We start from the raw sequence: 23,338 nt of genomic DNA on the forward strand, positions 1-23,338 counted from the left end.
ATTAATCAAGTTGGTTCTTGAGTGAGTCAGTGTCAACTTTAAAACTTTATACCATGAAAAAACTATTTTTATTATTTTTAAGTACAACATTGATGTTTACCACATCTTGTTCAAGCGACGATGACAATAACACGCCGCCACCGGCACCCAGAAATACCGTAACAAAAGCGAATATTTTAGTGTTGGATTTATCTGATAATCCCATGCAAAATGTAACGGTTTACGCGCAATCTGAAAGTAATTGGGATGCTAACGGAGGTGCTTCCAGTACAAATGCCAATTTTGAAGTAACCACCGGTGCAGATGGCATTGCTAAATTTGACGATTTATACACCGAAGCCGATTTTAACAGCGGTAATAATTTTACTAACGTATACCGCTTTTCGGTATTTATTAATACAGGTACTACAACAGGTAATGTAACCGTAGGACAAAGTATTACTATGGGCGAAGAAGTAAATATTACGCTAAATAGCCTGTAAACTTAATTAATAACACCAACCGCTGGCTCATCAGTTCAACGCTATTTAAACAATGCGAATAAGGTGTTTTACACATATCTCATTTTCAGTTTATATGTTTTTTAATTTGAATTAAGATACACCATTTATATCGCGAATAAAAAAGCCTGCTTAACTATAAGCAGGCTTTCTTTTTTTTGGTTGTACCTTACAAAAACGGGACTTTTGTGTGAGTCCTTAAAAATCGGTGTTTTGATATGCTCCAGCATCCGGAGACGCGGTTCTGTTTATTCCCAAAATATCATTAGGTACGGCATCCGAAAATATATTAGGGCCAATGGCTGTAGCACCAGAATTTGGACTAATAAGTAGTTCGTTTTTAGCCGTGTTTTTAAAAACAGGTGCTTCGTTAAAACGCGTGCTTTCGTATAAATCGGTATTGTTAAAGTTGTAATTACCACCCGTAAAATTGCCATTTGGGTCGTTAAAGCGCACTAACGAATTGGTAAACTTAAAATTAAAGGTGTTGTTAGGATCTGCTTCCTCGTCTAAAACAAATTCAATATCGTCATTACCATATACAATACAATTATTAAAGTTAGCTTCCGTTAAATTGAAAAGGAATAGCGCATCTTCAGTTTCCCGATAATTATTTAGTAATAAGGAAGGGAACTGTCTGAAACTATTATTCCAATAGTTAGCAATGGTGCAATGTGTGAAATTGTATTTACCACCTTCTGTTCCGGCAAATGAGGATTGCCCCGAATTATTAATAACCACGTTTTCTGCAGTAATGGATGTATTTCGCCCTAAAATGCCAAAATTACTACTATTGTAAATTTGCGAGTTGTTAAGGGTAAGCTTGGCATTGGGTGCATCTGCATTGCTATCGCTTAAAATACCAACACTAGCATTTTTTATAGTTGCATAATTAATTTGGTTGTTTAGGCTACCCTGAAATAGCCATATTGTTCCCCATTGTCCAGGAACATCACTAAAATCTGGTTCTAATCTGTCGCCTTCAAAAATAACTTCGTTTTCTAATAAATCAGGATCACTACTAAAAGCACCATTTACCACCAACGAGGCGCCTTCAGAAACCAGTAATCCGGAGTTGGCATGAAAATGAATGCGTGCTCCCGCTTCAATGGTTAGGATTTCGCCATTTGGAACAGCCGCATAACCATAAACTACATAAGGTTTTTGGTTGGTAAAAGTGAGCTCGTCTGGCATTAAATAACGGCCTTGAATATCTGTTTCTACTTGCTCGCCTCCAATATTTAGTGTGAGGGTTTCAATTAAACCTGTACTAGCGTCTCTGTCTGGGTAAATAAAAACAGCGTCTTTAACTAATGTTACTAAATCTACATTTTGTTGCGTACTACCCGAGTCAAAAATGATTTTATCGGTGTAAAGAAACTCACCTGCGTTAGGTAGATTGTTTATATCAATGGTAGTTTCAATAAATACAAACATACTGTCTTTGGCTAAAATTTCTACATCTTGAAACGTTTTACCGGGCATTCCGTCTACATTTAAGCGGTATTCAGAATCATTTCCGGCAGCCAACCTAATACTTGGAACGCGAATATCTGTATTGCTACGGTTGTATACTTTTAAGCTGTAGGTACTAGAACCTATGTTGGTAAAAACCGTATCCAAATATACGGTATCCTTGGAGAATTCTAAATTTCCGGTGCTTGGTGAAAACTCTAAATCGTTGCGACAAGAGCTCCAAAGCATTAAAAAACCAATACAAAAAAGAAAGGAAATGATGCGATTCATGAGAGTTAAGTATTTAGCATGGGCGCCGTTATAATTTGGCAGCCTTTTGTGTTGTGCGACTTGTATATGTTAGTTGGTTGTGTGCCGTATAGCATATACCTTCCAGATGCTCAAAAATATAACTTTTGCTTTTATGATTTTGTATGAATTTACTAAAATTATAAAAATATGGCTTTTATATCTGGTGTTATCCTGGTTGGACGCATGGGGTTTCCCGCCATAAGGCACCACTTGGTTTCAGACTTTGCAAGCAATACGTTGTTTTTTAAAATTTCTACAACGCGGGTGCATGTTACACCTTTAGCTTCTGGCACATAGGTTTTTAAGGTGATTTCGTCGTTTAAAAAAGCGGGCTTTTTATAACTTATTTGGTGTTCTAACATAATCCAAAAATAGAAATCGGTTATGGTGTTAGGTGCCTTGGAAAACCAATGCATTTTTGCAACATCTTCTACCCACTGCACGTAACGCACGTTATTTACATGGTTTAGGTTGTCTAAATCCGTTTCGGTAACGTGGATTGTGGTGGTAAATGTTTGCATGATATATGTTTCAATTAAATACTGGTGGTACGGGAACGCTGCATGCGTTTGCTTATTTTTCGGTTATTTTTACCTCAAAAAGTTTGTCCCAGTATTTGCCTGTTACAAATAATGTTTCTGTATCAGGATTGTATGCAATACCATTTAATACATCCAGTTTGGGGTGTTTTGTAACGCGTTTTTGCAAGGATGTAAAGTCTATGACTCCTTCTACGGCACCATTTTCAGGATTAATAATAGCCACCCCATTTTTGTTCCACCTATTGGCATAAATTTTTCCATTTACCCATTCTAGTTCATTCAATTCAACTACCTTGCCTTTATTATGATAAGCTTGTATATAACCTTCCTCTGCCAGTGTTTCTGGATTTAAGGTCCATATTTTTTCGGTGCCGTCGCTCTTATACAATTGCTTACCATCATTACAGATGCCCCAACCCTCGACGCTTTCACCGTATTTAAAACTACCCGTTTTTTCAAAAGTAGCCACATCGTACACAAAACCAGTACCTCTTTTCCAGGTTAGTTGGTATATGCTGTTGTTAAGAATGGTAATACCTTCGCCAAAATATTCTTGTGGTAAATTGATGTTTTTAAGTACTTGGCCTGTTTTGTAATCTACCTGGCGCAATTTGGAACCTCCGTACTGGCCGGTACCTTCATATAACATGCCGTTATAAAATTCCAATCCTTGGGTGTAAGAACTTGGGTCGTGTGGATATTCGTTAATCAGGGTGTATGTGTAAATTTTTGGTGTTTCGTTATTTAAAATAGTAATTGATTTGGATACGCTAGCGGTTTCCCCATTTAGGCTAAAAGAAGCACTTAGGGTATGAATACCCAACTTAATTGAATGTAATGGAACAAGCGTGGACACTTCGTTATCGTTTAAGCGAAACGTAACATTGCTTAATGGATGGTTTTTAGGGTTAGAAATAGCTAGTTTTAAGGTGTCGCCAAGCGAAAATGCCTCGTTTTTAGCGTTAGTTTGAATAGAAATTTCTTTTTTTACGTCATTTATATTTGTTCCGCAGGAAACTACAAATAGCGATAAAATTATGAGCGTAAGCCACTTATAAAAGGTCATGATATTGAATTTATGCTAGGCAAGATATTTATTAAAATTCAGTATAAAAAATCATTGTGAAAAATTTAAAAGATTGTATCTTTGCAGTGGGCAAGTCCTACACAACCAGCTCCTGTTGAATCCTCCAGGGCGGGAACGCAGCAAAGGTAGATGGTCGTAGCGGTGTGATGTAGGTAGCTTGCCTTTTTTTGTGCCTTTTTATATCCTATACAACGAAAGGATTTTTATGATAACAAAGATTTGTAAACTGCTGTTTGCAAATCTTTTTCTTTTTGTAGCTATTCCCAATTTTCATCCTTAATTTTGGCGACCAAACAGATAAAGAAAATTTTAAAGCATGTCTAAAGTTATTTTAATTACTGGTGGCTCCTCGGGAATTGGTAAGTCGGTAGGAAATTTTTTAACCAAAAAAGGCTATACCGTTTTTGGTACCAGCCGTTTTCCAGAAAAATACCCGCAAAGTAATTTTCCTATAATCCGAATGGATGTTACCAAACCCAATTCTGTTACCGAGGCAGTAGCCAGTGTCATAGAAAAAGCAGGTAGGTTGGATGTGCTTATTAATAACGCCGGTGTTGGTATAACTGGCCCTATTGAAGAATTGCCTGATAGTGAAATTCAAAAGAATTTTGAAACTAATTTTTTCGGACCCATTCGGGTTATAAAAGCAGTGTTACCCGTAATGCGGGAACAACAAGCTGGTTTAATTATTAATGTTACCTCTATTGCAGGTTATATGGGTTTGCCTTACAGGGGTATATATTCGGCTAGTAAAGGCGCATTAGAGTTGTTAACCGAAGCGTTTAGAATGGAAATAAGCAATTTTAACATAGCCATGACAAACGTGGCGCCAGGCGATTTTGCCACCAACATTGCATCTGGCCGTTACCATGCACCGGTTCTGGAAAATTCGCCCTATAAACAGGCTTATGGTAATACCTTAAAGCTTATGGATACGCACGTAAATCAAGGTAAAGATCCCCTGGAAATGGCCAAGGCTATTTATAAAATTATAAACACCCCAAAGCCTAAAGTGCATTATAAAGTAGGGGAATTTATGCAGAAGTTTTCGGTTGTTTTAAAACGTGTTTTACCGGATAAAGTTTATGAAAAACTGTTAATGAACCATTATAAATTGTAATTTTACCGCAATATACAGGTGTCCATATAGTGGCACAAAATTTAACTTAACAAAGTCTGTGTTAGCAGATAAAACATAAATATGTACTTATGAAATTTTTTATTGATACCGCTAATTTAAGTCAAATTCGCGAAGCGCAAGACATGGGCGTTTTAGATGGCGTTACAACCAACCCGTCCTTAATGGCAAAAGAAGGCATTACCGGACACGATAACATTATGAAGCACTACGTCGATATTTGTAATATTGTGGATGGCGATGTTAGTGCCGAGGTTATTGCTACGGATTATGAGGGCATGATTAGAGAGGGCGAAGCATTAGCCGATTTACACGAACAAATAGTTGTGAAGCTACCCATGATTAAGGAAGGCGTTAAGGCGTGTAAATACTTTTCCGATAAAGGCATCAAAACAAACGTAACCTTGGTGTTCTCCCCAGGACAGGCACTTTTAGCTGCTAAGGCCGGAGCTACCTATGTTTCGCCGTTTATTGGTCGTTTAGACGATATCTCTACAGACGGGTTAAATTTAATAGCCGAAATTCGTCATATTTACGATAATTATAATTTCCAAACCGAAATTTTAGCTGCTTCCGTGCGTCATACCATGCATATTATAGATTGCGCCAAGCTTGGAGCCGATGTTATGACAGGACCACTAAGCGCTATAGATGGCTTATTAAAACATCCATTAACAGATATAGGTTTGGCTAAATTTTTAGAAGATTTTAAAAAAGGTAACTAACTTTAATAGACAGTTTCCTAACTAACTAAAAAAGTTCCAAACCAAACGGTTTGGAACTTTTTTAGTCTAAAATATATTCTTGTTTTTATGTTAGGTGTGTAACCCAACGCCAAAAGTGGTGCAGCTAAAACTGCTTAACACTAGGCTTCCTGATACTGTAAACTATTGGTTTAAAAGTCCCAGAAGTTCTTCTTCAAAAAGTATGGAAAACATGTTGGTATGGGCATTCACGATTTTACCATTTTTATCCACAATCATGACCTTATTAATAGGCGATATAGCCAATTTTTGCTTGGCCAATTCTGGGTTTTTAAAAATGAATTCATCATTTTTAGCATAACTGTATTGCGAAATAAGTTGCTTCCAGTTAGCATAATCCTTGCTTGATGCGTTTATGGCAATAAAATTAATTTCTGGATATTTTATTTTAAGCTCTTGCGCTTTTCGGTGGCTATCGTTATGCGATCGGTAAACGGAGGACCAAAAATAAATAACTGTAGGTTTGTTAATAACGTTATTTAATGCCAACTCATTGTTGTTGTAATCTATAATGCTAATGGCTGGTAATGGCGAACCCGGTTTTAAGTTTTTTAACGCGTTTACCATATTGGTAACGTAGCGGGTGTTTTTCTTATTATTGGTTTTGGCAGTGTAAGAATTTAAAATTTGATCGTATTCGTTAATGTTTTTACTATGACTAATAAATTCAATAGCTGTTTGTGCTAAAAGAGAGTTTTTTAGCGAGTCGCTAACAACCAAACTATCAATTAAATTTAATTTTATCAGGTTGTAGTTTAATGATTTTATATTGAAAACGGTATCGTCCGATTTTTTAAAATGTTCTAAAAGGGCAATATTTTCAAAATGGTGTTTCAAAAACGAGTAGTATGGGAAGTAATCCATTAACTCGCAGTAATTGTAATTAATGTCTTTGCGGTAATTGTAGAAATCTGGCGGCAGCGATTCAAAATTAGCACGTTCCGATTTGCTGTAATTTACAAACGGATATACTTCTTTACTTAAATAATAATCGTAATTAATATTACCTTTTACCAAATTTAAAAAAGTAGCGGTGGACGGGTTTTTGTCGTTAAACGCCTTTAATTGGTTTAATTTATAGTCTCTTATAGAATCCAAACGACGTTCAAATTCTTTAGGCGGCAGTTGGCTGTAACCTAAAATAGTTTTATCCTCTTTTTCGCCATCCAAAAATAAATTAATGAGGTAGTTATTTTTTTTGGCACCACGCCCGGTATAAACTAACGATTCATCAAACTCCAACGTGTTTAAACGAAACAACAAACTGTCTTGTGGCTCTAACAAAACCATTTGGTATTCCAAGCCTTCCGAAGCCCATAAACGAAACGTATAAAGGCCACGTTCTACACGGTCTATTTTGTACAGAAATCGGTTGTTTTCATCCAGTGTTAGGGTGTCTAAAATGGTTTCGCCTTTAGAAAGAATTACAAATTTAGACTTCGGGTTAACTACCTCGCCACCAAAGTAGGCAGAGCCATCTGCTGTGGTGGTGTCCGACTGGCAAGATACCAAAACAATAGTAGCAACAAATAAAGCAAAAATATGGTTTAATGCATTCATGGTTTTCATCTCAAGTAGGTGGTAGTCTGAAACAACAAATGTAAAAGTTGTATGCGGTTCATGTTGTTAATACGTTGTTAAATATTAATATACTTGGTTTCGCTTCTATTAATGGCCTGTTTTTCGTACTTTTGCAAAAATTAAAAATTAAACATGTTATCAGTTTCAAATTTATCTGTTCAGTTTGGTAAGCGCGTACTTTTCGATGAGGTAAGTACCACCTTCAATAACGGAAATTGCTACGGCATTATTGGTGCCAATGGTGCTGGAAAATCCACTTTTTTAAAAATTTTATCGGGCAAACAGGAACCTACTTCAGGCCATGTTCACTTAGAGCCAGGCAAACGCATGTCTGTATTGGAACAAAATCATAACCTATACGATGACAATACGGTTTTAGAAACGGTTATAAGAGGCAACCAACCACTGTTTAAACTTAAAACTGAAATTGATGCCTTGTATGCCGATTATACTGATGAAAATGCTGAAAAAATAGGCGAGCTTCAGGTGCTTTTTGAAGAAATGAACGGTTGGAATGCCGATAGCGACGCCGCAGCCATGTTGTCTAACTTGGGTATCGCAGAAGCTCATCATTATACCTTAATGAAAGATTTGGACGGCAAACAAAAAGTACGTGTTTTATTAGCGCAGGCTTTATTTGGTAATCCAGATGTGCTTATTATGGATGAGCCTACCAACGACCTTGACTATGAAACCATAGCTTGGTTAGAAAACTTTTTAGCCAATTATGAAAATTGTGTTATTGTCGTGTCGCACGACAGGCACTTTTTAGATGCCGTTTGTACCCATATTTCCGATATCGATTTTGGAAAAATAAATCATTTTACGGGAAATTACACTTTTTGGTACGAATCCTCGCAGTTAGCAGCTAGGCAGCATGCACAACAAAATAAGAAGGCCGAGGAGAAAAAGAAAGAACTGGAAGAGTTTATTCGCAGGTTTTCTGCCAACGTAGCTAAAAGTAAGCAAGCTACCAGTAGAAAAAAAATGATTGATAAACTGAATATAAACGAGATTAGACGAACCAGCCGCCGCTATCCAGCCATTATTTTTGAGCGAGAGCGCGAAGCGGGCGATCAAATTTTAAATGTGCAAGGTCTTGAGGCGTCTATAGATGGCGAAATTTTATTCAGAAAAATAGATTTAAACTTGAATAAAGGAGACAAAGTTGTCGTGTTTTCTAAAGACTCTCGGGCTACAACAGCTTTTTACGAAATTTTAAATGGCAATCAGCAAGCAGACGCCGGTAAATTTGACTGGGGTATAACAACCACCCAAGCATATTTACCTCTAGATAATAGTGCATTTTTTGAAAACAATTTAACTCTGGTAGATTGGCTACGCCAGTACGCTAAAACTGAAGAAGAGCGTGAGGAAGTTTATATAAGAGGGTTTCTTGGTAAAATGATTTTTAGTGGCGAAGAGGCTCTAAAAAAATCCAATGTCCTATCTGGAGGTGAAAAAGTACGCTGCATGTTAAGTAGAATGATGATGATGCGTGCTAATGTACTTCAGTTGGACGAACCAACCAACCACCTAGATTTAGAGAGTATTACGGCGTTTAACAATTCGCTTAAAAACTTTAAAGGCACGGTGTTATTTACAACACATGATCATGAGTTTGCCCAAACAGTTGCAAATAGAGTGGTGGAGCTTACACCAAACGGAATTATAGATAGGTACACTACTTTTGATGAATACATGCAAGACCCAAAAATTAAAGACATGCGCCAAAAAATGTATGCTGTAGAAACTGTTTAAAAGACCAAAAAAAGCATAAAAAAATCTCTAACGTAAAAAATTAGAGATTTTTTTTGTTTCCGGATGTAGATTTTTACTAATAAGAATCTAATTCGGAAGTAACACTTTCCACAACCGGAATTGCCTCCGATAATTCATCGGCGTTAACATAAATATCTTGCGATCCAGACACGGCCGCTCCAAAACCTGCTAATCGGCCAGATTCTGTTTCATCTTTTACAATGGCTGTAATACCTAAAGCATCTAATTTATCGACTATTAATTGTGCAATAATAAAACTACCTGTGTAAATTTTTTTGTAATCGGATTCCATACTATTAGGTCTTTAAATATGATATGTAAGATACGAATTAAGTAGTTAAATCGCTAATTTTTAGGTTTTAATTACATCTATACCGTAACTAATAGCATTTTAATTTTTCCATTATTTAAGATAATAATATGGGTATTTCCAAATAAAATCATTTTATATAAGTACCTTTGTTATTATATAATTTTTTAAACTATTACAATGAGTAAAGGAACAGTAAAATTCTTCAACGATTCTAAAGGATTTGGATTTATCGTAGAAGATGACACAAACAAAGAACATTTTGTTCACATTTCTGGATTAATTGATGAGATTCGTGAAGGTGATGCCGTAGAATTTGATTTAGAAGAAGGACGAAAAGGATTGAACGCAGTAAACGTTAAAGTAATATAATTTATATTTAACTTATTAGTGATTGTAAAAAGCCTCGACAACAATGTCGAGGCTTTTTTATGGATGTTCAGCGTTGGTAATTTTTAGCGCAGGGAAGCGCCTAATTCAGTTTCAAAACGGGTTTGAAGCTTCTGCATTATTTTGTCAATTTGTTTATCGGTAAGTGTTTTGTTGGCATCCTGAAAGGTAAAGCTAACGGCGTAACTTTTTTTACCTTCCGGCAGTTTATCGCCTTGATACACATCAAATAAATTAATATGTTTTAATAGTTTCTTTTCGGTTTCTTTTGCCAACTTGTACATACTATTAAATGTAACGGTTGTATCTACTAACAAGGCAAAATCACGACGTATTTCTGGATACTTTGAAATAGGCGTAAAGGTAACTTGATTGTATTTAGCTGTTTCCAATACCGCGTCCCAATAGAAATTAGCATATAATACGGGTTGCGATATACCAAAGTGTTTTAGAATAGATTTTTTAACCAAACCAAATTCCGCCAATTTGGTCTTTTTACCGAAATTAATTAGCAACCCTTCGCTAAATTCGCTAGAAACCACTGGTAGTTCGTTTACCTGATTAATTCCTAAACGCGCGAAAATAGTTTTAATTATTCCCTTCAAATAATAGAAATCGGTTGTTTTAGCAGGTGCATTCCAATGGTTTTGGTTTACATTTCCTGTAACTAATAAGGCCAAATGTTTTTGCTCTTGACGTTTTTCTGGCAAGTTATGGTAAGTTTTACCAAACTCAAAAAGTTTTAAATCGTCGCGCCGTCTGTTTATATTGTGCGTCATGTTTTCCAATCCAGAAAATAACATAGATTGCCTCATAACACTTAATTCGGTGCTTAAAGGATTTAGCATTTCTACCTGATGCTCGGGTTTTAAATCGGCGCTTAAACCCGTATAAGTTGGCGATGTAAGTGAGTTGCTTAAAGTTTCAAAAAAGCCTTGGGCCACCAACTGGTTACTAATACTATTTTGAAGTTTGTAGTCTTCAAATTTTGAGGTGTTGGAAATAGACGCATTTAACTTACTGGTTATGTTAATATTGTTGTAACCATACACGCGTAAAATTTCTTCAATAATATCGGCTTCGCGCTGCACATCGTTTCGATAGGAAGGCACAGTAAGGCCCAATCCTGTTTCGGTAACATTGTTAATTCGAATATCCAAAGACATTAAAATGCGCTTAATCGTTTCTTTAGGAATGGTTTCGCCAATTAATTTGGTGGCATTTTCGAAGCTAAAACGAACTTGAAAATCTTCAATTTTATTTGGGTATAGGTCTATTATATCACTGGTTACAAAACCTCCTGCAATTTCAGTTATTAAAAGTGCTGCTCGTTTTAAGGCATATTCCGTAATATTTGGGTCGGTACCGCGCTCAAAACGGAAAGAGGCATCGGTGTTTAAATTGTGGCGTTTGGCTGTTTTGCGGATACTAACCGGGTTAAAATAGGCACTTTCCAGAAAAATACTGGTAGTTGTTTCGGTTACGCCAGAATCTATGCCGCCAAATACACCTGCTATACACATAGGTTTTTCGGCATTACAAATCATTAAATCTTCTTCGTGCAGTTCACGTTCCACACCATCTAGGGTTGTAAATTTTGTACCGGTAGCTAATGTTTTTACTTCAATTTTATTACCAATTATTTTGCTGGCATCAAAGGCGTGTAATGGTTGTCCTAATTCGTGTAAAACGTAATTGGTAGCATCTACCACATTGTTTACAGGGGTTAAGCCAATAGCCTTTAACCGATTTTGCAGCCAACTTGGCGATTGGGCCACTTTTATATTGGAAATGGTTAAACCACCATACCGGGGCGCAAGTGTTTTGTTTAAAACATCCACATCTATGCGCAGTGAGCGGTTATCTACATGAAACGCACTAACCGATGGTGTAATAAGTTCTGTATTAATATCTTTTTGTGTAAAGCCCGCGCGTAAATCGCGCGCCACACCAAAATGACTCATGGCATCTGCTCGGTTTGGTGTTAAACCAATTTCGAATACATGGTCGTTTTCAACTTTAAATAAGTCTGCTGCTTTTGTTCCTACCGGGGTTTTAGGGTCTAATACAAGAATGCCATCGTGGCCTGCACCTAAACCTAATTCGTCTTCGGCGCAAATCATGCCATGGCTTTCTTCGCCGCGAATTTTACCTTTTTTTATAGTCCATGCTTCGCCGGTTTCAGTGTATAAGGTGGTACCAATGGTGGCAACAGGTACTTTTTGTCCAGCAGCTACATTAGGAGCGCCACACACTATTTGTAAGGGTGTTTCGTTACCAACGGACACCGTAGTTATTTTTAGCCTGTCTGCATTTGGATGTTGTTCGCAAGTAAGTACTTCGCCAACTACAACGCCCTCAAGGCCACCTTTTACAGATTGGTAAGGGGTTAAGCCCTCTACTTCCAAGCCTAAATCGGTTAATAATTCACTTATTTGCTCTGGACTCCAATCTGTTTTTATAAATTGCTTTAGCCAGTTGTAAGAAATCTTCATGAAATATAGGTTAATTAAGTCGGCAAAGATAAAATATTGATACGAGCATTCAAACAAAGGCTGTACAAATATACCAGAAGGTATTTACTGGAATTTAGGGCAGATTAAGTTGCCGGATTCCTTCATAAACAACTATACTCACGGCATTGGCTAAATTTAGGCTCCGAACCTGTTCGCTAAAAAGCGGAATTTTAAAAAGCTTTGTTTGGTTTTTGTGTAAAAGACTTTGTGGTAAGCCAACCGATTCTTTACCAAAAACTAGAAACAAATTGTCTGTAAATTTAATTTGGTAATGTGGTGTGCCTGCCTGACTGGATAAAAACACCATTGTAGCCTTTTTGTGTGTGCTTAAAAATGCATCCAAATTATCATAGTAAAAAACGTTTAGGTGCTGCCAGTAATCAAGGCCAGCTCGTTTTAAACGGGTGTCGGTAATTTCAAAACCAAAGGGTTTTACTAAGTGTAAATTAGCGCCAGAAGCTAAAGCTAAACGGCCAATGTTTCCGGTGTTATTAGGTATTTCTGGTTCAATTAATACAATATTTAAGGGCATTTTTTTATTTTAAGAGTTTTGTAGTTGCTGCGTTTAGGAAATATAATTCCAAATGTTTCGGTATTTACTCATTTGCCTGTAGGTGTTTAAAATAGCTTGATTATGTGGTTTGGATAGGGTAGGGTCCTCCTTTAAAATTTGTTTTGCCATAAATCGTGCTGTTTTTAGGATGGCGCCATCCTTAACAATATCAGCTATTCTTAAATTAAGTACGCCACTTTGTTGCGTTCCCATAATGTCGCCTGGACCACGAAGTTTTAGATCTACTTCCGCAATATCAAAGCCATCGTTTGTGCGTGTCATGGTTTCTAAACGGGTTTTGCTATCGGCGCTTAATTTATGGCTTGTCATGAGTATGCAATAGCTTTGTTCGGCCCCACGTCCAACGCGACCACGCAACTGGTGTAGTTGCGATAAGCCAAAACGCTCGGCACTTTCAATAATCATAACCGAAGCGTTGGGCACATTTACACCAACCTCTATAACGGTTGTAGCTACCATTATTTGTGTTTCGCCTTTAACAAAACGCTGCATTTCATAATCTTTATCAGCGGGTTTCATTTGGCCATGAACTATAGAGATTTGGTAGTTTGGCGGCGGAAAATCGCGCGCAATACTTTCATAGCCATCCATTAAATCTTTATAATCCATTTTTTCGCTTTCCTGAATTAGGGGGTACACAATGTACACTTGTCTACCCAAAGCTATTTCATCGCGAATAAACCGAAACACATCCAATCTATTTTTGTCGTATCGGTGCACCGTTTTTATAGCTTGTCTGCCTGGTGGCAATTCATCTATCACCGATACATCTAGGTCGCCATAAACAGACATGGCTAAAGTGCGCGGAATGGGTGTGGCCGTCATGACTAAAATATGTGGTGGAATAATAGCTGTGTCTGGTGTTTTAGTGGCTACTTTAGTTAGGACATTTTCCAATTGTGAAAAACTAGATGCGCTGTTATTAAAAATGGCGGTATCTGGAATTTCAATAACCTGAAAGCCCACGGATTTTAGTACATGTGTTTGTAAAGCGTAAGCCTCTTTTTCGGTGTTATTTGCAAAAGCCTCTTTGGTTATTTGGATGATGAGTTTTTTTTCTTCGCAATAAAAGTCTACTACAAACAAATCTAAGGCGTAGTGCCTAATAAACAAATTATTACCTGCCTTTCCGGCAAGGTATTTGGCAAGTACATCTGTAGCCTGTTTATGGCGTTCTGTTGCTTGTAACCCTGGTGTTTTTAAAAGTTGCATGCTATCCGGATGCGATTTGCTATACTGGTTTACAAGAGCCTTTAGTTTGCTTTGTAACTCGGTTTTGCTTGCTTGTTTTTTAGGACCTTTATGCCATAATTTACTCCGTTGTGCCACACCAAAACGGTGTTGTTCGTCAATAATGGCTAGGCCTAAATTTTTAAAGATTACACTGTCTTCCAGAAGCGCGTGCGTGCCCACCAGCATTTGTAATTGGCCGCTTACTAAACCGGCATGTATTTCTTTGCGTTCTGCTTTTTTGGTGGAGCCGGTAAGTAATTTTATACTTATATTTAGTTGCTTACACCAAGCAAGTAAGCCTTGATAATGCTGCGTAGCTAAAATTTCTGTGGGTGCCATAAGGCAGGCCTGATATTGGTTGTCTAAGGCCATGAGCATGGTCATAAAACCCACAATTGTTTTTCCAGAGCCTACATCGCCTTGCAACAGTCTATTCATTTGAGCTTTACTACCCAAGTCCTGTCTAATTTCTTTTAACACGCGTTTTTGTGCGTTGGTTAGTTGGAAGGGTAAATATTGCTGATAAAAGGTATTAAAATAAGTACCCACTGTGTGAAACGGAAGTCCCTTAATTTTTGATTTATGAATTAAGTTTTTAAGAATTAATTGGAGTTGAATATAAAATAATTCTTCAAATTTTAATCGGTATTGCGCCTTGGCTAAAAGCGCTTGGTTTTTTGGGAAATGAATATTAAAAAGCGCATCGGTTTTTGAAATTAACTGCTGACTTTCTAATAGCTGTGGAGATAAGGTTTCGGTAAAACGGCTTTTTGTTTCCATAAACAATTGTTGCATAATATTGCTTAAAACCCGGTTGCTTATTCCTTTGTTCTGTAATTTCTCGGTAGACGGGTAAATGGGCTGCATGGCAGAGCGTAAACTGGCTTCATGTTCCGATAACAGTTCCATTTCGGGATGTGGCATGCTAAATTTACCACCATAAAAATTTGTTTTACCAAAAATAACATAAGACGTATGGAGCTTTAAGTTACTTCTTATCCATTTATGACCACGAAACCATACAAGCTCCATGGTACCGGTATCGTCTTTAAAAGTTCCTACCAAGCGTTTCCCACGTTTTTGGGCAACTTCTTCAAATTTTACCAGACTACCAATAATTTGAACATCGGTGTTGTTAGGCTGTAACTGATTAATTTTGAAGTAGGCAGTACGGTCTAGATACCTGTTGGGAAATAAATTTAATAAATCTTGGTAGGTATGAATGCCCAGCTCTTTCCGAAGTAAATCGGCTCTGTTTGGGCCAACACCTTTTAAATAATCAATGGGAGTTTGAAGCATAACTAGCAAAAACTGATTTTTGGTAAAAATAAATCTAAAAAATAAGTTTTCTCTTAAAACTTTATTATTTTACGGTATTTTTTAATTTAAATATGTAAAATATGAATGTATCTTCAAAATTTAAAGTGCTAGCCTTGTTGGCATTGGTTTTAACCCTGTTTTATTGTAGTAGCGACGACGCATCGGAGGCAACAAAACCTGATATAGGTATATCAGCAACCATAACAAACTTTGGTGACATACCTGTTTTAAGCGTTTCGGACGCCCAAACAGTAGCAGTAACAAGCACCAATCTTACAGCAGATTTACGTATAGAGGCATCTGCAAATTTTGAAATAAGTAGTGATAATAGTACGTTTTTGGGCAACCTAACCATACCCGCTTCCGATGCTAATGCGGGTAGTAAAACCCTTTATGTGCGTTTTGCGCCTGGTAATAATGCAATTGGGGCTATTTCTGGAACAGTGCAGTTTAAAAGTTCAGGAGCTGCTACCAAAACCATAAATGTGGTGGGTACCGGTGTTAGTATTACACCATTTATTGTTGTAAATCCAGATAGTTTGGATTTTGGAGACGTTACGGTAAACCAAATTTCGGACGCCCGTGCCATCAGCGTAAATGGCGACAATTTAGAAACGGATATTACCGTAATAACCACCGCTGGCTTTGCCGTATCTTTGGACGATGTAACCTTTGGTAATTCAGTACAAATAAGTGCAGAAAATGCCAATAATGAAACTATAATTTATGTACGTTACGAGGCAAGCAATGTAGGCGAACAGTTAGGTACTTTAACGGTTCAGAATCAGGAGGCAGATAATGTTAGCATTAACTTACGCGGAACTGGCCTGCCTGTGGTGTATAATTACCAAACATTTAATGGCCAGCGCTTGGCCTTTGGTGGTGGTTATAACCAATCCGCTACTCAAACATTTAACTTGCATCCGGATGTTACCAACATTGAAACGGTAAAAATGTACGTAAAATTACGTTGCCCGGCTGGTGGTTGCGATGAATGGGATGTATATGCCAATGTAAAGGTACTGGATAACGACTCTGGCGAGCTATATGAAATAGGCCGCTATATTACACCGTATTGGAACGATAATAGTCAATTACCTCGCGGATTTGAATTTGATGTAACCGATTTTAAATCCTTATTAACTGGCGCAACAGAATTACGTATTAGAACCGAGTGTTGGAATGCAGACGGGTATGAGGTTTCTGTAGATTTCGATTTCATTGAAGGAACACCAGACTATCCATATTACGCGGTTTCGCGCGTTTTAAATTACGATGATTGGTCTTCTTCGGGGGTGCCTTATGGTGTGTCGCATAGCTTCGATTTAGATAAAACCATTAGCATTCCTGGTAATGCAGAAAGTACGCATTTACGAACAATTATCTCTGGTTGGGGCCACGCAACACCTTACGACGCTGGTGGTAGAGGCTGTGCAGAATGGTGCTACCGAACACACAGTATTAAAATTGATGGCGCCAATACCTTCGATCATTATATGGGGCCACTAGGTTGTGCATCCAATCCGGTAAACAACCAAAATCCTGGCAATTGGCGTCCAGACCGAGCAGGTTGGTGTCCGGGTATGGCTGTACCAGTGCGTACCGATACCTTTAACAGTAGCATGGCTGGTAGTACTTTTAATTTTGAATACGATTATGAAGACTGGACAACCGATGGCCAAAGCGGTAATGCCTTTTATGCAACATCTACCTTTGTAGTCGTAAAAAGCAATACGCCTATAAGCAAGCCAACAGTTACCGATTAACTTTTTAGGCTAACATAAAGTAAAAGCACGTTATAAAGTAACGTGCTTTTTTATTGACTTTAGGTTTGTTATATTTCACCTATGAAACAGTACACAACACTAATATTTTCTTTCTTTTGTTTGATGCTTTTTGGGCAACAAACTGCTGTAGTAGATTTTAAGGAATTAAGCGCAGCAGTTGAACCCAATGTTGCTGCCAAAAGTATTACCGGTCAGGTAAAATTAGTTTTCGATATTTTAAAACCAACCGATTCCATTTTTATAGATGCTCAAAACATGACTTTTATAAATGTGCGTTTAAATGGCGCTGCAGTCGCTTTTAAAAACAACAGCACCAAATTAATAGTGGCGCATAATTTTAAGAAAAAGAAAGCATATTCGCTAACATTTCAGTACCAAGCAACTCCCAAAAAAGCAGTGTATTTTGTTGGTTGGGATTCGGCGGCACCTAATCAAATCTGGACCCAAGGACAAGGGAAATATACTAGTAATTGGTTGCCTAGTTTAGACGATATGAATGAAAAGCTAATTTTTAATTTAACGATTACTTTTAATTCTGATTATGAGATTATTGCAAATGGTAAATTGTTAGAAAAAACAACACAAAACCAAAAAACGACATGGCATTTCGGCATGAAACATCCCATGCCCAGTTATTTGGTAGCGTTTGCAATAGGGCAGTATGTGGTAAATAAATCTAGTACAGATAGTGGGATTCCAATTATGCTTTATACTTACCCACAGGATAGTTTAAAAATGGAGCCCACCTACCGTTACACCAAGCGTATGTTTCATTTTTTGGAGCAGGAAATAGGCGTGCCATATCCTTGGCAAAATTACAAACAAGTTCCGGTTCATGATTTTTTATATGCGGGTATGGAAAATACAGGTACAACAATTTTTTCGGATGCTTTTGTAGTAGATTCTATTGCTTTTAACGACAGAAATTACGTAAATGTAAACGCACATGAATTAGCACACCAATGGTTTGGTAATTTGGTAACAGCAAAATCTGGAACCCACCATTGGCTGCAAGAGGGTTTTGCTACCTATTACGCCTTACTAGCCGAAAAAGATATTTATGGAACCAATCATTATTATTGGCAATTATTTGGATATGCGCTAGCGCTGTGGGAGCAAGACGCACAAGGCAATGGTACGGCACTGTTAAACCCTAAATCGAGTAGCACCACGTTTTATAAAAAAGGGGCATGGCTGTTGCATGCTTTACGAGAACAAGTAGGCGATAAGGCTTTTAAAACGGCTGTTAAATCTTATTTAAATAGGCACGCGTTTGGCAACGCTGAAACCAATGATTTTATGGAACAGGTGGCATTAGCTAGTGGTAAGGATTTAACTAATTTTGCCAACTTGTGGTTGCATAACAAAAAGTTTCCATATCGTGAAGCTATGGCCAGTTTGGAAAAATCTGTTTACATTCAGGAGTATCTTATGGCAGACTGCGAGGCGAAAACGGCAAAATGTCAATACTATTTAGAGGCACCAATTTCTTCAGAAGCTAAATCCAAAATTATTGGTCAAGTGCCCCATTTAGTTACCCCAGATGTTTTTAATAATAACCTGAAAGTACGCCAAGCTATTGCTACCCATTTAACCACGATTCCTAAAGCGCTCCAAGAGCATTACGCTTCCTTATTACAAGATGCGTCATATAAAACGGTGGAAATAGCCTTGTATAATTTGTGGGTTAATTTTCCTGAAAAGCGTTCGGATTATTTAAACCAGACCAAACATATAATTGGGTTTCCTGATAAAAATGTGCGCTTGTTATGGCTTGTATTGGCACTATCCACGCCTAATTACGAACCCAACCTTACCGATAACTATTTTAAAGAATTGGAAAGCTACACGTCTGCCGACTATAATTTTGAAGTCCGCCAAAATGCTTTTTCCTATTTAAACGCAATAAATGTATTTACAGAGGAAAGTTTATACAACCTATACCAAGCCACCTACCATCATAATTGGCGGTTTAAAAGTTTTGCTAAAAACCTGCTCGAAAGTTTGGAAGCCAACAAGGCCTATTCTAAACTAATAAAAGACATTAAACAACTGGAACCCTAATGTGCCATGTTTTAAGTACTTATAATGTTTTTTAAAAAAGGATGTAACCACACCTCGTAAAAAGCACCAGTGTTAATAATTTAAAGGAATGACGCAGTTTTTAATTGGCGGTTGGTTACCACAAATCGCCTACTTCTTTTTTAATAAACGATAAAGCGGCATCGCTAGGCGCCTGCTTTTCCATCATTTCGGTTAAAACAACTTCCCGTAGCTTGTTTGCTGTGTCGGTTTTTTCTAATAAAGACGCTTTTCTTATAAGTTGAATTGTCGCATTTTTAGCGGCCGTAATAATATTCCAACATTCGTCTGAAATATAAATTTGTTGCGATAAATTGTGTTCAAACTCTTGCTCTATGTTTTGAATGAGTAAGGATTCGTAATCTTCCTTATTAGACGATAAGGGCGACACCCTAATAAGTAGTTTTGAAGGCGTAATACGTTCTAAAAATAAAGTCATACGTTCGTAAGCCTGAAGGCGCACAGGCAAGCTGTTGGTTTGCATGTCTTTATGAAGTAGAAAACGCCTGCGGCCATCTTCATTTTTAGTATGCGCTTTAAAAAAATAGTAGGCAATTACTCCAGTAGTTACTGCTGGAATGGTGTACATAAATAGATTTAGAATTTGCTGTTCCATGTGTTTATTTTATTGAATACAAACTTAACTTGTTTTAAATAATGGCGCAAGAAGTAACCTGTAAAAATAATTAGAAATAATAGGTTTAAGGCCCCGTAAGTGCTGGTATATTTTTGTTAAATAAAATACTTTAAATAGCGTTTTCAGTAATTTTTTTTACACCCCCTAAATGCGGACAATCTTTCAGACTTTGAACGTTTGTAAATGGAACGGGTGTTTTGCTATACTTGTAGGTTTTATCCAATTCTTTGGAAAGGTTTTGATCGTCCACATTAACAGCTACATCGTCCATTTTAAACTGGCACGGATGTTCGTAACCAGCGGCATGTGTTATTTCTAAAAACTCTTTTCTAAAGGTTTTAAAATATTGAGCAAGTCGCACCGATTTTAAGGTAGGATCTATTCCGCTTTGTAGCCATTTGTTTTGTGTAGCCACACCACTCGGACATCGGTTTGTATGGCATACCTGCGCTTGAATACACCCAATGCTCATCATGGCTTCTCGAGCTACATTTATACAATCGGCTCCCATGGCAAATGCCATAGCAGCTTTGGCAGGGAAGCCTAATTTACCGCTGCCAATAAAAAAGATGCGATCGGTTAAATTTCGATTTTTGAATATTTTATACAACGAGCTGAAACCATACACCCAAGGTAAGGAAACGTGGTCTGCAAAGCTTGGTGGGGCTGCTCCGGTTCCGCCTTCGCCGCCGTCTACAGTTATAAAATCGGGTCCTTTACCAGTTTTAATCATTAAATCGGCTAATTCTTCCCATTGCTCCAGTTTTCCAATGGCTGCTTTAATACCCACTGGTAACCCCGTAGCGTCTGCTATTTCTTCAATAAACGTGAGCATTTCGGAAACATTCGAAAAAGCTGAATGACTTGGTGGCGACAAAACGTCTTTACCCAAAGGAACACTTCTAATTTCAGCAATTTCGGGCGTTATTTTAGAGGCTGGTAATACCCCGCCTTTACCGGGTTTAGCGCCCTGAGACAGTTTAATTTCAATGGCTCGAATAAACGGGTTTTTACTTACCAAAGCAACCAATTTGTCCATAGAAAAGGTGCCATCGTCATTGCGCACCCCAAAATAGCCTGTTCCAAAATGAAAAACAACATCGCCACCATGTGTATGATATGGCGATAGGCCACCTTCACCAGTACTTTGGTATGCATCGGCCATTTTAATACCCTTGTTTAATGACTCTACTGCGGTAGCCGATAAAGAACCGAAACTCATGGCGCTTACATTAATAACCGAGGCAGGTCTAAACGGACGCCGTCTGTTGTTATATAACCCCATAACTTTTGCACAGGGTAAAAAATCTGGATCCTTGGCATTTGGATGATTAGGTGCTAGTTTATAGGGCATCATGGCATTGTTTATAAAAATATGCTGATGTGCATAAATATCCCGGTCTGTTCCAAAACCTTCGTAATTGTTTTGCTTTTTTGCCGAAGCATAAATCCAACTGCGCTCAATGCGATTAAATGGTAACTCCTCTCTGTTGTTGGCTACCAAATACTGCCGTAATTCGGGTCCTATTTTTTCCAACATATATCTAAAATGGCCAATTATGGGGAAATTATGACTTATAGTGTGGCTTTTTTGAATAAACACATCGCGAATGGCAATTAGAACCAAGACCAATAACACCCACATCCACCAACTAATAGAACCTAAAAAATCGAGAAAAGTCTGCATAAACATAAATTTTTACGTAAAGATATTTAAAATATATCTTAAAAAATTGGATATCTTTAGGAAATGGAGGCAACTTTAAAAAAACGATTGGGCATATTTTTTCTTATAATTGGCGTGGTAGGTTTGTTACTTATTGGTTTACAGTGGTTTATTGAAAACAAAATTGAAAATACGTTAAAAACCGAACTACCTAAAAATGTACAGCTTACATACTCGGCTTTAGATTTTAATATTTTTACGGGCAGTTTGGCACTACATAATACTGCGGTATACCGTTTGGGGCGAGTTACTAACGACACCTTATTAGATTTAAAATTAGAACAGTTGCAATTGGAACGCGTAAGCTACTGGCACTATTTTGTGAACAACACCATAAGCCTGTCCAATGTGGCTTTACGCAATCCAAAAATTCAGTACCGCCACAATCCAAAAGTGACCAAAGATTCCTATAAACCTGAATCTGGTAACGCGTTAAAAATACCAATACGCGTAGCTAATTTTGAGCTAACCAATGGGCATATTCAAATAAATAATGCGGCCAACGATTCGCTATTATTTTGGGTAAATAATGTTCATCTGGATATACAAGCTATACGGGTAGACCAAAAAACGCTAAAAGAAAAAATTCCTTTTGCATACACTAACTTGGCACTACTTTCAGATAGTTTGTATGTAAAAGTTGGTGCTTATGATGCCTTAAAAGCAGCGGCTTTTAGTTTTAAAAATAACCAACTTAAGGTTCAAGATATTTTGTTTAAAACCATATATTCCAAAAAACAATTATCGCAGGTTATTACAAAAGAGCGTGATCATTATAATGTGGCTGTTAAATTGCTGCAGGTTAACGACTTGTTTTATGGCTTTCGTAATAATAAAATCCTTCAAATTAAAAGTCCACAGATTACTATTTCGCAAATTGATGCGGCCATTTTTCGTGATAAATTAGTAGCAGACGATCCAAGTTTTAAGCCGCTTTACAGTCGTATGCTGCGCCATTTAAATTCTGATTTGGCCCTAGATGAGGTTAAGATTTTAGATTCTAAAATAAGTTATTCCGAAAAAGTAAAAATAGACCGCCAAGCGGGTACAGTTAATTTTAACGATTTTCAAGCAAGCATAACCAATGTCAGTAACACGTATTTAGCACCCACTAAAACTACATTGAAAATAAAAACACAGTTCATGAATCATGCGCCACTACAAGTTAACTGGGAGTTTGATGTGAACGACCAAACAGATCGATTTTTATTTCAAGCCGAATTGCGAGGCGTACAAGCAGCTTACCTTAATAAATTTGTTGAACCAAATTTAAATGCCCGCCTTGAAGGGGCTTTGGAACAAACCTTTTTTACCATAAATGGCACTAATAACCTGTCCGATATCGATTTTAAAACCAAATACCAAAACTTTACTGTAAACTTACTGCGCCAAGATGGTAAAGATAAAAATGCTTTTTTATCAGACATTCTAAATATCTTTGTACCTAAAAATAGTAAACACCAAAAACTGGAGTTTAAGGAAGTAACTAAATCTGGAATTAAACGCAACAGCAGTCAATCTGTTTTTAATTACATCTGGATTAACGTTCGAGCGGGATTAAAAAAAGCCATGACAATTTAGGGCTTGTTGGCTAAATATGCG

General features: G+C 37.3%; 18 protein-coding genes and 1 other RNA gene. 9 read left to right on the top strand and 10 right to left on the bottom strand.

Annotated elements, in window-relative coordinates; genetic code table 11:
• Nucleotides 1–53: 53 nt before the first annotated feature.
• Nucleotides 54–482: a hypothetical protein gene (locus ACFSQP_RS10130; RefSeq protein WP_376894043.1), complete on the top strand. Its 429-nt coding sequence runs from the start codon at nt 54–56 to the stop codon at nt 480–482.
• Between the two features lie 216 nt (nt 483–698).
• Here the strand turns inward: ACFSQP_RS10130 and ACFSQP_RS10135 are convergent, their stop codons facing one another.
• From ACFSQP_RS10135 to ACFSQP_RS10145, 3 genes are all read right to left on the bottom strand, one after another.
• Nucleotides 699–2,246 carry a hypothetical protein gene (locus ACFSQP_RS10135; RefSeq protein WP_376894044.1) on the bottom strand — a complete coding sequence of 516 codons (1,548 nt, stop codon included), beginning with the start codon at nt 2,244–2,246 and terminating at the stop codon, nt 699–701.
• A gap of 158 nt (nt 2,247–2,404) precedes the next feature.
• Complete coding sequence (locus ACFSQP_RS10140; RefSeq protein ID WP_376894046.1) at nt 2,405–2,788, bottom strand: acyl-CoA thioesterase; 384 nt, start codon at nt 2,786–2,788, stop codon at nt 2,405–2,407.
• 52 nt (nt 2,789–2,840) lie between these two features.
• On the bottom strand, nt 2,841–3,875 hold the full coding sequence (locus ACFSQP_RS10145) for a glutaminyl-peptide cyclotransferase (RefSeq protein WP_376894048.1): 1,035 nt from the start codon (nt 3,873–3,875) through the stop codon (nt 2,841–2,843).
• Between the two features lie 88 nt (nt 3,876–3,963).
• Here ACFSQP_RS10145 and ffs point away from each other — a divergent pair.
• From ffs to fsa, 3 genes are all read left to right on the top strand, one after another.
• Nucleotides 3,964–4,062: signal recognition particle sRNA small type (gene ffs / locus ACFSQP_RS10150), an RNA gene on the top strand.
• Between the two features lie 150 nt (nt 4,063–4,212).
• A complete protein-coding gene (locus tag ACFSQP_RS10155; RefSeq protein WP_376894050.1) occupies nt 4,213–5,016 on the top strand; it encodes an SDR family oxidoreductase in 804 nt (267 codons plus the stop codon).
• 89 nt (nt 5,017–5,105) lie between these two features.
• Nucleotides 5,106–5,759, top strand: a complete 654-nt coding sequence (fsa, locus tag ACFSQP_RS10160; RefSeq protein ID WP_376894052.1) for a fructose-6-phosphate aldolase — start codon at nt 5,106–5,108, stop codon at nt 5,757–5,759.
• Nucleotides 5,760–5,921: 162 nt separating this feature from the next.
• Here fsa and ACFSQP_RS10165 read toward each other — a convergent pair whose 3' ends face one another.
• Nucleotides 5,922–7,358 carry a TlpA family protein disulfide reductase gene (locus ACFSQP_RS10165; protein WP_376894054.1) on the bottom strand — a complete coding sequence of 479 codons (1,437 nt, stop codon included), beginning with the start codon at nt 7,356–7,358 and terminating at the stop codon, nt 5,922–5,924.
• A gap of 153 nt (nt 7,359–7,511) precedes the next feature.
• Here ACFSQP_RS10165 and ACFSQP_RS10170 point away from each other — a divergent pair, with 153 nt between their 5' ends.
• Nucleotides 7,512–9,140 (top strand): ABC-F family ATP-binding cassette domain-containing protein, encoded by a 1,629-nt coding sequence (locus ACFSQP_RS10170; RefSeq protein WP_376894056.1) that lies wholly within the window; start codon nt 7,512–7,514, stop codon nt 9,138–9,140.
• Nucleotides 9,141–9,216: 76 nt separating this feature from the next.
• On the opposite strand, the gene ACFSQP_RS10175 is transcribed toward ACFSQP_RS10170, so the two are convergent.
• Nucleotides 9,217–9,453 (bottom strand): DUF2007 domain-containing protein, encoded by a 237-nt coding sequence (locus tag ACFSQP_RS10175; RefSeq protein ID WP_376894057.1) that lies wholly within the window; start codon nt 9,451–9,453, stop codon nt 9,217–9,219.
• Between the two features lie 198 nt (nt 9,454–9,651).
• On the opposite strand from ACFSQP_RS10175, the gene ACFSQP_RS10180 reads away from it, so the two are divergent.
• On the top strand, nt 9,652–9,843 hold the full coding sequence (locus ACFSQP_RS10180; protein ID WP_092208350.1) for a cold-shock protein: 192 nt from the start codon (nt 9,652–9,654) through the stop codon (nt 9,841–9,843).
• A gap of 83 nt (nt 9,844–9,926) precedes the next feature.
• Here ACFSQP_RS10180 and pheT read toward each other — a convergent pair whose 3' ends face one another.
• From pheT to ACFSQP_RS10195, 3 genes are all read right to left on the bottom strand, one after another.
• Complete coding sequence (pheT, locus tag ACFSQP_RS10185) at nt 9,927–12,356, bottom strand: phenylalanine--tRNA ligase subunit beta (RefSeq protein ID WP_376894059.1); 2,430 nt, start codon at nt 12,354–12,356, stop codon at nt 9,927–9,929.
• 94 nt (nt 12,357–12,450) lie between these two features.
• Nucleotides 12,451–12,909 (bottom strand): tRNA (cytidine(34)-2'-O)-methyltransferase, encoded by a 459-nt coding sequence (locus tag ACFSQP_RS10190; protein WP_376894061.1) that lies wholly within the window; start codon nt 12,907–12,909, stop codon nt 12,451–12,453.
• A 33-nt stretch (nt 12,910–12,942) separates the two neighbouring features.
• On the bottom strand, nt 12,943–15,483 hold the full coding sequence (locus tag ACFSQP_RS10195) for a helicase-related protein (protein ID WP_376894063.1): 2,541 nt from the start codon (nt 15,481–15,483) through the stop codon (nt 12,943–12,945).
• Between the two features lie 101 nt (nt 15,484–15,584).
• On the opposite strand from ACFSQP_RS10195, the gene ACFSQP_RS10200 reads away from it, so the two are divergent.
• Both ACFSQP_RS10200 and ACFSQP_RS10205 read left to right on the top strand, forming a co-directional pair.
• Nucleotides 15,585–17,270, top strand: coding sequence for a peptide-N-glycosidase F-related protein (locus ACFSQP_RS10200; protein ID WP_376894065.1), 1,686 nt, complete (start codon nt 15,585–15,587; stop codon nt 17,268–17,270).
• Between the two features lie 81 nt (nt 17,271–17,351).
• Complete coding sequence (locus ACFSQP_RS10205; RefSeq protein WP_376894067.1) at nt 17,352–19,355, top strand: M1 family metallopeptidase; 2,004 nt, start codon at nt 17,352–17,354, stop codon at nt 19,353–19,355.
• Between the two features lie 115 nt (nt 19,356–19,470).
• On the opposite strand, the gene ACFSQP_RS10210 is transcribed toward ACFSQP_RS10205, so the two are convergent.
• Entirely contained in the window at nt 19,471–19,989 is a 519-nt protein-coding gene (locus ACFSQP_RS10210) for a DUF7935 family protein (protein ID WP_376894069.1), read from the bottom strand.
• Nucleotides 19,990–20,119: 130 nt separating this feature from the next.
• Complete coding sequence (locus ACFSQP_RS10215) at nt 20,120–21,697, bottom strand: FMN-binding glutamate synthase family protein (protein ID WP_376894070.1); 1,578 nt, start codon at nt 21,695–21,697, stop codon at nt 20,120–20,122.
• Between the two features lie 63 nt (nt 21,698–21,760).
• Between ACFSQP_RS10215 and ACFSQP_RS10220 the strand changes: the two genes are divergently transcribed.
• Nucleotides 21,761–23,317 carry a hypothetical protein gene (locus ACFSQP_RS10220; protein WP_376894072.1) on the top strand — a complete coding sequence of 519 codons (1,557 nt, stop codon included), beginning with the start codon at nt 21,761–21,763 and terminating at the stop codon, nt 23,315–23,317.
• Nucleotides 23,318–23,338 lie beyond the last annotated feature (21 nt).

Origin of the sequence: Bizionia sediminis (assembly GCF_042684585.1) — a bacterium.
Taxonomy (GTDB): domain Bacteria; phylum Bacteroidota; class Bacteroidia; order Flavobacteriales; family Flavobacteriaceae; genus Algorimicrobium; species Algorimicrobium sediminis.

What these genes read in the sequence shown, in the direction of transcription:
- ACFSQP_RS10130 (WP_376894043.1), top strand. Translation starts at nt 54, where the DNA reads ATGAAAAAACTATTTTTATTATTTTTAAGTACAACATTGATGTTTACC.
- ACFSQP_RS10135 (WP_376894044.1), bottom strand. Translation starts at nt 2,246, where the DNA reads ATGAATCGCATCATTTCCTTTCTTTTTTGTATTGGTTTTTTAATGCTT.
- ACFSQP_RS10140 (WP_376894046.1), bottom strand. Translation starts at nt 2,788, where the DNA reads ATGCAAACATTTACCACCACAATCCACGTTACCGAAACGGATTTAGAC.
- ACFSQP_RS10145 (WP_376894048.1), bottom strand. Translation starts at nt 3,875, where the DNA reads ATGACCTTTTATAAGTGGCTTACGCTCATAATTTTATCGCTATTTGTA.
- ACFSQP_RS10155 (WP_376894050.1), top strand. Translation starts at nt 4,213, where the DNA reads ATGTCTAAAGTTATTTTAATTACTGGTGGCTCCTCGGGAATTGGTAAG.
- fsa (WP_376894052.1), top strand. Translation starts at nt 5,106, where the DNA reads ATGAAATTTTTTATTGATACCGCTAATTTAAGTCAAATTCGCGAAGCG.
- ACFSQP_RS10165 (WP_376894054.1), bottom strand. Translation starts at nt 7,358, where the DNA reads ATGAATGCATTAAACCATATTTTTGCTTTATTTGTTGCTACTATTGTT.
- ACFSQP_RS10170 (WP_376894056.1), top strand. Translation starts at nt 7,512, where the DNA reads ATGTTATCAGTTTCAAATTTATCTGTTCAGTTTGGTAAGCGCGTACTT.
- ACFSQP_RS10175 (WP_376894057.1), bottom strand. Translation starts at nt 9,453, where the DNA reads ATGGAATCCGATTACAAAAAAATTTACACAGGTAGTTTTATTATTGCA.
- ACFSQP_RS10180 (WP_092208350.1), top strand. Translation starts at nt 9,652, where the DNA reads ATGAGTAAAGGAACAGTAAAATTCTTCAACGATTCTAAAGGATTTGGA.
- pheT (WP_376894059.1), bottom strand. Translation starts at nt 12,356, where the DNA reads ATGAAGATTTCTTACAACTGGCTAAAGCAATTTATAAAAACAGATTGG.
- ACFSQP_RS10190 (WP_376894061.1), bottom strand. Translation starts at nt 12,909, where the DNA reads ATGCCCTTAAATATTGTATTAATTGAACCAGAAATACCTAATAACACC.
- ACFSQP_RS10195 (WP_376894063.1), bottom strand. Translation starts at nt 15,483, where the DNA reads ATGCTTCAAACTCCCATTGATTATTTAAAAGGTGTTGGCCCAAACAGA.
- ACFSQP_RS10200 (WP_376894065.1), top strand. Translation starts at nt 15,585, where the DNA reads ATGAATGTATCTTCAAAATTTAAAGTGCTAGCCTTGTTGGCATTGGTT.
- ACFSQP_RS10205 (WP_376894067.1), top strand. Translation starts at nt 17,352, where the DNA reads ATGAAACAGTACACAACACTAATATTTTCTTTCTTTTGTTTGATGCTT.
- ACFSQP_RS10210 (WP_376894069.1), bottom strand. Translation starts at nt 19,989, where the DNA reads ATGGAACAGCAAATTCTAAATCTATTTATGTACACCATTCCAGCAGTA.
- ACFSQP_RS10215 (WP_376894070.1), bottom strand. Translation starts at nt 21,697, where the DNA reads ATGCAGACTTTTCTCGATTTTTTAGGTTCTATTAGTTGGTGGATGTGG.
- ACFSQP_RS10220 (WP_376894072.1), top strand. Translation starts at nt 21,761, where the DNA reads ATGGAGGCAACTTTAAAAAAACGATTGGGCATATTTTTTCTTATAATT.